This window comes from Pseudomonas sp. DF5 (genome assembly GCF_058148225.1).
Genome location: NZ_JBYVYM010000044.1, coordinates 17,076 through 28,694, shown reverse-complemented (window position 1 = coordinate 28,694; position 11,619 = coordinate 17,076). Strand labels below are relative to the sequence as shown.

Here is an 11,619-nt window from a genome sequence, read left to right as displayed (position 1 = left end):
ATTTAAATTTCTTATTTTCTTCAAGAAATTCAACCACTTGCCACCAAGTGAACATCTAAGATGCTCGTTAGCGGGAGGCGAATAATACAGCATTTTATTTAGCGGTCAACAACCTGCTGTAATATTTTTTCATTACCTCCGCGCCTTAGGGCAAGGCTGCGCTTTGCTGGCTTTAATCATCGACAATCCAGCCCTCGTCGCAAGCTGCGTTATGATCCCCCGCCTCTCTGCGCGCCAAGAGTCTTGAACGGGATGTCCATGTCTTTGCCATTAGCTGACGCTCATCAATCACTACCACCCGTGCTCGTCGGCCCGTTATTGCGGCGCCTGGAACCTGCGCGGCTGGTGCTCTGGCTGGTGGGGTCGCGTGCGCTGGCGCTGACGCTGCGCCTGCAAAGCATCGATATCCGCCTCAATGCGGATCAATGCACGATCATTCCCGTCGGCACTCATGCCTTTATTCATCTAATAGATGTACCACTGAACACCGCCCTGCCCTGCGACACGCTGATCGAGTATGACCTGCTGATCACCGAGGCGGACGGCACTCTGTCGGGCATCGCCGAGTGGGCACCTCACCTACTATATGGCGAAGCGCGTTGCCCGAACTTTGTGTTGCGCTCACAGGTCGATCAGTTGCTGCATGGCTCCTGCCGTAAACCTCACCATCCGGCGGCCGATGGCTTGCTGTGTGTCGACCGGTTGCTTGCGTCAGAGCCTGACGCAAGCAAGCGTCCCGCTCTATTAATGATGAGCGGTGACCAGGTGTATGCGGATGATGTCGCGGGGCCAATGTTGCGGGCGATTCATGCCTTGATCGAGCGACTGGGGCTGTTCGGCGAACACCTCGACGGTGCGGTGGTCAGCGACAGCGCCAAACTCTACGAACATCCGGCCAGTTACTACCATCGTGCGGACTTGTTACCGGCGCTTGAGAGCAACGAAACCCTGCGCGAGCGATTTTTCGGTGGGGCGCGTAAGCCGATTTTCACCAGCAGCAGCGCCGACAATCATTTGGTGACCTTCGCCGAAGTCATGGCCATGTACCTGCTGGTGTGGTCGCCAACGCCCTGGACGCTGATCGCGCCGCAACCACCGGCACTGACGCCCGAACGACGCAAGCGTTATGCACTGGAGCAGACGCGCATCGATGGGTTCAAGACCGGATTGGGAAGTGTCGGGCGGGCGATGGCGCATTTGCCATGCCTGATGATTTTCGACGACCACGATATTACCGATGACTGGAATCTTTCCGCGCAGTGGGAGGAAACGGCCTACGGTCATCCGTTCTCCAAGCGCATCATCGGCAACGCACTGCTGGCCTATATGTTGTGTCAGGGCTGGGGCAACAACCCGGATGCCTTTGGCGACGTGCTGGAAAATGCCCGGTTATTGAGTGCCACGGGGCAAGACCATTACCTCGACAGCGAGGTGCAGGATGGCCTGATCAATGAGCTGCTGACTTTTCAGAAGTGGCACTACGTGCTACCTACCAGTCCGGCGCTGGTGGTGCTCGATACTCGCACCCGGCGCTGGCGCAGCGAGATGAACCTCAAGCAGCCGTCGGGCCTGCTGGACTGGGAAGCGCTCAGTGAACTGCAACAGGAATTGCTCGATCACCCATCGGCGATCATCGTTTCACCGGCGCCGATCTTCGGCGTCAAACTGATCGAAACCGTACAGCGCGTGTTCAGCTGGTGCGGTTATCCACTGCTGGTGGACGCCGAAAACTGGATGGCTCATCGCGGCGCGGCTCAGGTGATCCTGAACATTTTCCGACACTCCCGCACACCCGGTAACTACGTGGTGCTGTCCGGTGATGTGCATTATTCCTTCGTCTATGAAGTATTGATCCGACACCGCAAGGCTGGCCCGCGTATCTGGCAGATCACCAGCAGCGGCATCAAAAACGAATTCCCGCCTGTGCTGCTCGAATGGTTCGACCGCCTCAACCGTTGGCTCTACTCGCCCCGCTCGCCCCTTAACTGGCTGACCAAACGCCGACGCATGCGCATTGTTCCGCACGTCCCCGAACACGCCGAAGCTGGGGAACGGCTGTGGAACTCGGCAGGGATCGGCCAAGTGTTCTTCAATGAAAAAGGCCAACCGCAGGAGATTTATCAATTCAATGCGGATGGATCGCCGAAAACGCGGATGATTGCGCCTGAAACGTCCGAAACGGCTGACTGACTTTGCCTGAGTTGCCATGAACAATCTTTACCCGCCCACCATGAACCTCACCCGCACCCTGATCATCGGCAACTCCGGCTCGGGCAAGAGCTGGCTGGCCAAACGACTGGCCGAGCACCTGCAAGTGCCCTGGACTGATCTCGACCTGATTCACTGGGTATCCGATGAACACAGCATCGCCCGTCCCCGCGCCGAGGCATTGGGAATGGCGCGGGTGGCGGCGAGTGAAGAGCGTTGGGTTATCGAGGGTGTTTACGGCTGGATGGTCAGCGAACTTGTGGAGCAGGCCACTGCGCTGATCTGGCTGTGTCTGGAGGACGAAGATTGCGTGAACAACATTCGCCAGCGAGAAGCGATGCGGGACGAGAAGGAAGAATTGCTGATTGCGTTACTCGATTGGGCCGGCAGCTACCGTACTCGCCAAGGGTCCAGTGGATTGGCCGCGCATCAGCGTTTGTTTGAAGGGTTTAGCGGCTCAAAACTTCAACTGATGGGCCGAGCTGAAGTCTCCGCTTTCGTCAGTGCGGTGCAACCAACCGGCTGATTGTCCTCGCCATTTTGTTGGGGATTTGTGCCACTGATGGAGACTGCGGTTCTGTAGGAGCTGTCTTTTGCAACTCCTACAAGGGAACCGGCGTATATCCAGAAGATGTCAGGCCGCTTTCACCGCCCGCCCCACCCCTCTGACAATCATCTCCACTTCCCGCTCATCGATCGTCAGCGGTGGCAGCAGGCGAATGGTCTTGCCCCGTGTCACATTGATCAGCAAACCGTGATCCCGCGCCGCGATCAGGGTCAGGTCTCGGATTGGTTGGGCCAATTCGATGCCGATCATCAAGCCTTGACCGCGGATTGCCAGAACGTTCGGGTCGTCGGCCAGTTCGACGCGCAATCTGGCAAGCAGACGTTCCCCCTGAAGTCTGGCGTTTTCCAACAGGCTCTGTTCCTCAATGATTTCCAGCACGGTGCAACCCACCCGACACGCCAACGGATTGCCGCCGAACGTGCTGCCGTGGCTGCCGGGCGTAAACAAATCCGCGGCTCTGCCCCGAGCCAGGCAGGCACCAATGGGCACTCCATTGCCCAGGCCTTTGGCCAGGGTCATGACGTCCGGGATGATGCCTTCGTGCTGAAACGCAAACCACTGGCCGGTACGGCCGATGCCGGTCTGGATTTCGTCGAGCATCATTAGCCAGGCGCGCCGGTCGCAGAGTTCGCGCACCGCTTTGAGATAACCGGGCGGCGCCACTTGCACACCACTTTCGCCCTGAATCGGCTCCATCAGGATCGCCACTATGCGTGGGCCATGAGCTTTCTGCGCCTTCTCCAGGGCGGCGAGGTCGCCGAACGGTACTTTGATGAAGTCCCCCGGCAACTCGTTAAACCCCAGGCGTACCGCCGGGCCATCGCTGGCCGACAAGGTACCGAGGGTCCGACCGTGGAAAGCGTTCTCCATGACCACCACCAGCGGCTGCTCGATGCCTTTGTGCCAGCCGTAGAGCCGCGCCAGTTTCAGCGCGGTTTCGTTGGCTTCGGCGCCGGAATTATTGAAAAACGCCCGCTCCATGCCCGACAGCCGAACCAGTTTCTGTGCCAGCCGCTGTTGCCAGTCGATGCTGTACAGGTTGGAGGTGTGCAACAGCAACCCGGCCTGCTCACTGATGGCCGACACGATTCGCGGATGAGAATGGCCGACGTTAGTCACAGCCACGCCCGCCACCGCGTCCAGGTATTCACGACCGGCCTGATCCCACAGGCGCGTGCCCAGTCCTTTGCTGAAACTCAAAGCCAAGGGTTGGTAAGTGCTCATCAGGCAGGTGGCGGTCATGACATCAAGCTCCATCAATGGTCGGTGTGTTTTTGCAGTATGGTTAGCCACCTGAGCTGGATAAACATTGCAACACTTCAATCATTTTAAAGCTGGGCTTGATAATGGATTTATTCCAGGCAATGACGGTTTACGTAAGAGTCGTGGAAGCCGGCAGCATGACCGCCGCCGCTTTGCAGTGCGAAATGTCCACAACCATGGTCGGCAATCACCTGCGGGCTCTGGAGCAACGACTGGGTGTGCGCCTGCTCAACCGTACGACTCGGCGTCAGCGTTTGACGGAGTTCGGCACGACGTACTATCAACGGTGTCTCGAAGTGCTGGGATTGGTGGCCGATTCCGAACGCCTGGCCGAACAGACCCTCGACGAGCCGAGCGGCACTCTGCGTATCACCGCACCGCTGACCTTCGGTACCGAACGGCTCGCGCCGGCCCTGAGCGAATTCACCCTGCGCTGTCCGCAAGTCAAACTCGACGTCGTGTTGACCAACCAGCGCCTGGACTTGCTCGACAACGGTTTCGACGTGGCGATTCGTCTGGGCACTACCGAACTGTCCAACATGATTTCCCGCCCGCTCATCGACTACACGATGACCCTGTGCGCATCGAAGGATTATCTGGAGCGTCGAGGTACACCGGAAAAACCCGCCGACCTGCAACGCCATGACTGCCTGGCCTTCGCCTACCCGGCCGGAGATGACTGGCACTCGGTAGAAAAACAATGGCGCCTGAAAGGCCCCGAAGGTGAAGTCATGGTGGAGGTCAGCGGGCCAATGCTGATCAACAGCTCGGCGGGCCTGCATCAAGCGGCGCGAACCGGCATGGGCATCGTGATGATGCCCGATGCGCTGGTGGAGCAAGACCTTCGGGACGGAAAACTGGTGGCCTTGATGCAGGACTACCAACTGCCGAGTCGGCCGATGAACCTGGTCTACGCCCAGGACCGCTACCGTTTGCCAAAATTGCGCAGCTTCGTCGACTTTGCACTGCAGTGGTGGGGCAAGCACTAGCCGCAGCAATACGCCATGAACTAATCTCCCCGACTGACGAGTCACGTTGATATCAGGACGGCAGGGAGACCGGTGATGGGTGAGGCATCGAATATCGAGCCGTTGAAGTTCAATCTGTCAGATTTTAACGAAGACATGCTGCACACCATTCTGGAACTGGTCAGCGATGGTATCTGGGACTGGAATGCCAACACCGGGTTCGTCTACCGCAACCCCGGGTGGTACGAGATGCTCGGTTACACGCCCCACTCCCTGGATAACAACGTGTTGACCTGGGAAAACGTGATCCACCCTGACGATTATTCGCGGGTCATGGCGCTGTTTGATGACTATCTGGATCAACGGGCTCCCAGTTATCAGGCCGAGTATCGCTGCCGCATGCGCGACGGCACTTTCACCTGGATCGAAGATCGCGGATACGTGCTGGCACGTAATGCCGATGGCTCGGTGGCGCGAATGATCGGCGCGCACCGCAGCATCGAAGACAAGAAACGCCTGTTCGAAGAAATGGAACGGCGCAATCAATCCCTCGAAGCCATCGTCGAAGAACGCACTCGGGAGTTGTCCCGGGTCAATCAGCAGTTACAAATTCAACTCGAGGAAAACCGCAAACTGGCGGAAACCGATGTGCTGACCGGCATCGCCAATCGCTACCGACTGGAAAAAGCCCTGCCCAAGGAATGCGAGCGCGCCCAACGCTTTCGCCACCCCCTGTCGCTGATCGCCATGGACCTCGATGACTTCAAAAACATCAACGATCACTACGGCCACGCCTTGGGAGATGCTGCGTTGGTGCAAGCAATCGAGTGTGTGAAGCACTGCGTGCGCGAAGGCGACCTGTTGGCGCGCTGGGGCGGTGACGAATTCATCCTGATCCTGCCCAATACCTTGTTGGCCGACGCCAGGGCACTTGCTGAAAGAATCCGTCACGGCCTGTCGAGACTGCTGCCGGTCGGGGACTTTCAGGTAACCATGAGTTTTGGCGTGGTACAGCGCTTTGAAGAAGAACAACAGACCGGATTGCTGGCCAGGGCCGATCAGGCGCTGTATCGGTCGAAAATCGCGGGCAAGAATCTGATTTCAGGTTGAGCCGCCTGCCTACATGCCCGCTTTTACCAATACTGGTTTTTCCTGATACCAATCCGGATACAGCTGCTTCAACTGCGCCACTTTCGGCAGGTCATTGATCACGATGTAGGGGTACGTCGGGTGCTCGGTCAGGAAGTCCTGATGCTCCTCCTCCGCCGGGTAGAAGCCGTTGTAGCTTTCCAGCTTGGTGACAATCGGTTTGTTGAACGAATGAGCAGCGTCGAGCTGGGTGATGTAGGCCTGGGCGACGCGTTGCTGCTCGGTGTTTTTCGGGAATAGCGCCGACCGATACTGGGTGCCTCTGTCCGGGCCCTGACGGTTGAGTTCGGTGGGGTTGTGAGCCACCGAAAAATAAATCTGCAACAGGGTTCCGTAACTGACCTGAGCGGGATCGAAGGTCACTTCGACGGCCTCCGCATGGCCGGTATCCCCCTCGCTGACCCGCTCGTACTGAGCGGTATTGGCTGCGCCACCGGCATAACCGGAAACCGCATTCTTCACCCCTTTGACATGCTGAAACACACCTTGCACGCCCCAGAAGCAACCGCCTGCAAAAACCGCCGTTTCGCTGTGCGCCTGGGTGGTTTCGTCGAGCGTCGGCGCCGGGATGATGACGGCCTCTTCGGCGCCCCCGAAAGAGAACGCAGAGCACTGACCGATGACGCCAGCAGCGGCCAGACCCAGCAAGCTGCGACGCCAGTTGAATGGGGTTTTCATGGGCTGTCTCCTGAATGAATGGGGGCGATCAACCAAAGGTAAACGCATATGCCGACACACCCGGATCGAGAAACTCGATGCTGAACGTCCGATCCTTTACGCCTGAGGTCTGGCGCACCAATTGATACAACCGCTGGTCGGTGACGCTGCCGCTGCCATCGGGCGCAACGTCGACACCGTGGGCATCACCTGGGGGCTTGCCGTCGATCAACACTTTGAAACGCACCGGTTTGCCGTCAGCACCGGGGCCCAACACCAAGTGCAAGTCGCGAGCGTGAAAGCGATAGACGATGCGACTGGCCGCAGCGTTTGAAACGGCCCGCTCAGGACCGACAGCCCATTGACCGTCCAGGCTCCAGTCATTGAGGGCCAGTTGTGACGGTGGCGTATAGGCAGTCGCCTTGTCCGGCACCAGTCCGGTTTCAGAAGCAAAATGCTCCGCCCGCCGATAGCCGACATAGGTTTCGGGTGATTGCACTTCATTCATGTCCGGAGCGAGTTGAACACCCTGGGCGTTGGCATTGATCAGCCCTTGTGCAACTTTCGCCGCACCCGCCTCACGCAATAGTTGCTGAATCACTTGCTCGGATTCGGCGTACTTGCCTTCACCAAAATGGTGATGACGAATGCGTCCCTGAGCATCGGCAAAGTAATGGGCCGGCCAGTATTCGTTGTTGAAAGCACGCCATACCTTGTAGTCATTATCAATGGCCACCGGGTAGGTGATGCCCAGGTCCTTCATGGCTTTGCTGACATTGCCCACATCCCGTTCGAAGGCAAACTCGGGCGCATGGACACCGATCACCACCAAACCCTGATCGCGATATTTCTCGGCCCAGGCCTTCACATACGGCAGTGTGCGCAGGCAGTTGATGCAGGAGTAAGTCCAGAAATCCACCAGCACGACCTTGCCCTTCAACGCCTGGGTGGTGAGTGGGGGCGAGTTGAGCCATTGCACGGCGCCGTCCAGGGATGGAAGGTTGCCCTCAATCGGTAGTGCGCTTGGCGTCTTCGCGGTCACTTTCATCGCATCGCCAGCGACCATCATGCTGCCGGGGGGTTGATCGCCGGCCCGTGGAATCTGCGCCATCATCGTCCCGCTGTTGGCCGGTGTCTTACTGGCCAATCGGTTAACCAGCACCTGTTCGATGCCGCCGGTGGACGCCGTCGAAACCCGCGCCAGAATGCCGGTGTCCAGCCCCATGGCGATCGCCACCACACCGACCAGCATCGCGGCGCCCAAGCCACGACGCAGCCATTCGCCAGCGCCTATCGAACGCTTCATCGCGGCGAAGACTTTACCGCCCAGCAGCAGCGCCGCGGCGAGCGAAGTGGCGGCACCTGCCGCGTAAGCCAGCAGTAACAGAGTGGTCGCGATGCTTGCCCCTTGCAGCGCCGCGCCGGTCAGCAGCAAACCCAGAATCGGCCCGGCGCAGGGTGCCCAGAGCAGGCCCGTGGCGACGCCGATCAGGATTGAAGCGCCGGGACGCGGCCGGGCATCGAGCCCCGCGGCTTCCGACAAACGACCGCCAGCCGCCACCAGTGGACGCGTCAGGCGTTCGGCTAGCCGCGGCAGCAACAGCGTCAACCCGAACAGAGCAACGAACAGCAACGCGAGCCAGCGACCGTACTGATTGACTTGCACCACCCAACCGCCGCCCACCGCTGCCAACGAGGCGACGAGCGCGAAGGTCAGCGCCATCCCCGCCAGCAGCGGCAAGCCACTTTTCATGAACGGCTGTCCGGTGCGAGCGAAGACAAAGGGCAATACCGGCAGAATGCACGGGCTGACGATCGTCAGCACACCACCGAGATAAGCGAGGACCAGAAGCCACATAACGTCGACCTGCATCAAGTGAGTGAAAGGAAATGCCCATGGGTCACGCCTGTGGCTTGAAGGTCAGCGCCAGGCCGTTCATGCAGTAGCGCAAACCGGTGGGCTTTGGCCCGTCTTCGAAGACGTGGCCCAAATGACCGCCACAACGACGGCAGTGAACCTCTTCGCGCAGTACGCCAAAGGAGCGGTCCTGACGGGTAGCCACCGCGTTGTCCAGGGGCGCCCAGAAACTCGGCCAACCGGTGCGACTGTCGAACTTGGTGTCGGAAGAAAACAACGGCAGATCACAACCGGCGCAGGCGAAAACGCCCTTGCGGTGCTCGTTATTCAGCGGGCTGCTGTAGGCCCGTTCGGTGCCCTCTTCGCGCAGTATTTCGTACTGCTCGGCGCTGAGCCGGGCGCGCCATTCGCTGTCGCTGTGAGTCACCTCGAAAACCTCCTGCGCGCGGGCTTCATCGACCAGCGCAACGCTTGCGGAAAATTTTGGCAATACACCGATCACCAGGGCTGCAGCCCCCAGCCCGCCGCTCGCTACCAGAAACTGTCGCCGTGAAAACATGGCCTTCTCCAAAATTCCAGGTGCCTTGCATGGAACACAGCCTAGGCTTGAGTTGATCGCCAAATCCTCACGAGGAGTTAAATAATTCGTGATAACTCAACCTCAGGAAAACCCGCACAATGTGTTCATTGCGTCACAAAGGATTGAGCTCCATGGAACAGACCAAACGCGTCCTGGTGGTCGAGGACGACCTGCACATCGCCGACCTTATCTGCCTGCATCTGCGCGATGAGCAGTTCGAGGTAGTGCACTGCGCCGACGGCGATGAGGGCATGCGACTGCTGCAGCAAGGAAGCTGGGACGCACTGATTCTCGACCTGATGCTACCCGGCGTCGATGGCCTGGAAATCTGCCGCCGCGCTCGGGCCATGGCCCGCTACACACCGATCATCATCACCAGTGCGCGCTCCAGCGAAGTGCATCGGATTCTGGGACTGGAGCTCGGCGCCGACGATTACCTGGCCAAACCCTTTTCCATGCTCGAGCTGGTGGCACGGGTCAAGGCACTGCTGCGACGGGTCGACGCCATGGCCCGCAATCTGAAAATGGATGCAGGCAGTCTGATCAGCGATGGCCTGTCCATCGACCCGATCACCCGTGAAGTCTCCCTCGACGGCCGGCGTCTTGACCTCACGCCACGGGAGTTCGACCTGCTGTACTTCTTCGCCCGTCAGCCTGGCAAAGTCTTCTCGCGCATGGACCTGCTCAATGCGGTGTGGGGCTACAGCCACGAAGGCTATGAACACACGGTCAACACTCATATCAACCGCCTGCGGGCCAAGATCGAGGCCGATCCGGCGCAACCGGTGCGCATCCTCACGGTGTGGGGCCGTGGCTACAAATTCGCAGCAAGCGGAGAGCAGCCATGAGGTTGACCCTGACCCAGCGCCTGTCCCTGGTGTTCGCCGTGCTGTTGCTGGTGTGCAGCGGCACCTCGGTATGGATGCAGGTGCGCTCCAACCAGATGCATGAACTGGAAGTGGTGCAAGGCTTGTCGCGGGATCTGGCGCAACACATCGCCCACGACACCGTGCTGATGGACCGCAATGGCCCGATGCCCAATGCCGTGCGCGAACTGTTCAGCCAGCTGATGCTGGTCAATCCCAGTGTCGAGGTCTATCTGCTGGACACTGGCGGCCGGATTGTCGGCAGCGCCGCGCCTGAAGGCCGAATACATCGGGAGCAGGTCGATCTGGTGCCAATCCAGCGCTTGCTCAAGGGCGAGGCATTGCCGATTCTCGGCGACGATCCGCGCAGCGTCGATGGCCGCAAGGTGTTCAGCGCCGCGCCTTTGCGGGTCAACGGTCAGCCGGCCGGTTATCTGTATGTGGTGTTGCTCGGCGAAGCGCATGACCGCTTCGCCGAGCGCGGAGCCACCAGCGCCGCGCTCAATACCGCGTTGTTGTCCATTGGGCTGGTGGCATTGCTGTGCCTGATTGCCGGCCTCACGGCATTCGCCCTGATCACCCGGCCATTGCGTCGCTTGACCGAGAAAGTCAGTCAGTTCGATATCAACGGCGTTCCGACCGCTTCGCCCGAACCTGAGCCGGAGCCCATGGAAAAGGCCGCCAGCCACGATGAAATAGCTGTACTCGACGCGGCCTTTCGGCAGATGCAAGCGCGCCTCGGTGAACAATGGCGCTCGCTGACCCGTCAGGATCAGGAGCGTCGCGAACTGGTGGCCAACATCTCCCACGACCTGCGCACGCCGCTGGCTTCGCTGCACGGTTACCTGGAAACCCTGTCGCTCAAGGACGCCACCTTGTCCCCCGCCGATCGCCGTCGTTATCTGGGCATCGCCCTGGATCAGAGCCGCAAGGTCGGCGGCCTGGCGCAATCATTGCTGGAACTGGTGCGGCTGGAACACGGTTTCGTGCAACCGGTGCTGGAGCATTTCTCCCTGACCGATCTGGTGCAGGACATTTTTCAGAAGTTCGAACTCAGCGCCGAAGCGCGCCAGATTGAACTCAAGGCCACCTTCGCCCCCAACGTCGCCGTGGCCTGCGCCGACCTGGGGCTGATCGAGCGGGTGCTGACCAACCTGTTCGACAACGCCCTGCGCCACACACCCCAAGGGGGAGAAATCGAACTCAGCCTCCGCCCTCATGGGTCTTTTATCGAAGTGACCGTCAGCGACACCGGCCCCGGCATCGCCCCCGAGTTACGCGAAGGTCTGTTCCTGCGGCCATTCAACATTGGCGGCGCACGGCGCGATGGCGGACTGGGATTGCGGATCGTGCACCGGATCCTGCAATTGCACGGTCGCGAGATCGAGCTGATCGATGTGCCCGGACGCGGCGCGACCTTTCGCTTCTCCTTGCCGGTGGATGAGCAAACGGCGGAGCAGTGGATGAATCGTTCGATGAAGATGGGGAAATAGTCGATAGCC

The 11,619-nt window shown here is 59.6% G+C and carries 10 protein-coding genes; 6 read left to right on the top strand and 4 right to left on the bottom strand.

The window, feature by feature from the left end:
* The first annotated feature begins 252 nt into the window (after positions 1 to 252).
* Both AC30D7_RS27865 and AC30D7_RS27860 read left to right on the top strand, forming a co-directional pair.
* Positions 253 to 2,190, top strand: coding sequence for an alkaline phosphatase D family protein (locus AC30D7_RS27865; RefSeq protein ID WP_490136222.1), 1,938 nt, complete (start codon positions 253 to 255; stop codon positions 2,188 to 2,190).
* A gap of 16 nt (positions 2,191 to 2,206) precedes the next feature.
* Positions 2,207 to 2,734 (top strand): P-loop NTPase family protein, encoded by a 528-nt coding sequence (locus AC30D7_RS27860; RefSeq protein WP_490136221.1) that lies wholly within the window; start codon positions 2,207 to 2,209, stop codon positions 2,732 to 2,734.
* A 108-nt stretch (positions 2,735 to 2,842) separates the two neighbouring features.
* Here the strand turns inward: AC30D7_RS27860 and AC30D7_RS27855 are convergent, their stop codons facing one another.
* Complete coding sequence (locus AC30D7_RS27855) at positions 2,843 to 4,018, bottom strand: aspartate aminotransferase family protein (protein ID WP_490136220.1); 1,176 nt, start codon at positions 4,016 to 4,018, stop codon at positions 2,843 to 2,845.
* A gap of 104 nt (positions 4,019 to 4,122) precedes the next feature.
* Here AC30D7_RS27855 and AC30D7_RS27850 point away from each other — a divergent pair, with 104 nt between their 5' ends.
* Both AC30D7_RS27850 and AC30D7_RS27845 read left to right on the top strand, forming a co-directional pair.
* Complete coding sequence (locus AC30D7_RS27850) at positions 4,123 to 5,028, top strand: LysR family transcriptional regulator (RefSeq protein WP_490136219.1); 906 nt, start codon at positions 4,123 to 4,125, stop codon at positions 5,026 to 5,028.
* Between the two features lie 75 nt (positions 5,029 to 5,103).
* Entirely contained in the window at positions 5,104 to 6,117 is a 1,014-nt protein-coding gene (locus tag AC30D7_RS27845) for a sensor domain-containing diguanylate cyclase (protein ID WP_490136218.1), read from the top strand.
* 9 nt (positions 6,118 to 6,126) lie between these two features.
* Here the strand turns inward: AC30D7_RS27845 and msrA are convergent, their stop codons facing one another.
* Genes msrA through msrB form a run of 3 tightly spaced genes read right to left on the bottom strand, consistent with a single transcriptional unit; the run spans position 6,127 to position 9,230 of the window.
* On the bottom strand, positions 6,127 to 6,834 hold the full coding sequence (msrA, locus tag AC30D7_RS27840; RefSeq protein ID WP_490136217.1) for a peptide-methionine (S)-S-oxide reductase MsrA: 708 nt from the start codon (positions 6,832 to 6,834) through the stop codon (positions 6,127 to 6,129).
* Positions 6,835 to 6,862: 28 nt separating this feature from the next.
* Positions 6,863 to 8,671, bottom strand: coding sequence for a cytochrome c biogenesis protein DipZ (locus AC30D7_RS27835; RefSeq protein ID WP_490136216.1), 1,809 nt, complete (start codon positions 8,669 to 8,671; stop codon positions 6,863 to 6,865).
* 43 nt (positions 8,672 to 8,714) lie between these two features.
* Positions 8,715 to 9,230: a peptide-methionine (R)-S-oxide reductase MsrB gene (gene msrB, locus AC30D7_RS27830; protein ID WP_105347822.1), complete on the bottom strand. Its 516-nt coding sequence runs from the start codon at positions 9,228 to 9,230 to the stop codon at positions 8,715 to 8,717.
* Positions 9,231 to 9,382: 152 nt separating this feature from the next.
* On the opposite strand from msrB, the gene AC30D7_RS27825 reads away from it, so the two are divergent.
* Both AC30D7_RS27825 and AC30D7_RS27820 read left to right on the top strand, forming a co-directional pair.
* Complete coding sequence (locus tag AC30D7_RS27825; RefSeq protein ID WP_490136215.1) at positions 9,383 to 10,099, top strand: response regulator transcription factor; 717 nt, start codon at positions 9,383 to 9,385, stop codon at positions 10,097 to 10,099.
* Entirely contained in the window at positions 10,096 to 11,610 is a 1,515-nt protein-coding gene (locus AC30D7_RS27820; protein ID WP_490136214.1) for a sensor histidine kinase, read from the top strand. Before AC30D7_RS27825 ends, AC30D7_RS27820 begins: the two co-directional genes overlap by 4 nt.
* Positions 11,611 to 11,619: the final 9 nt, after the last annotated feature.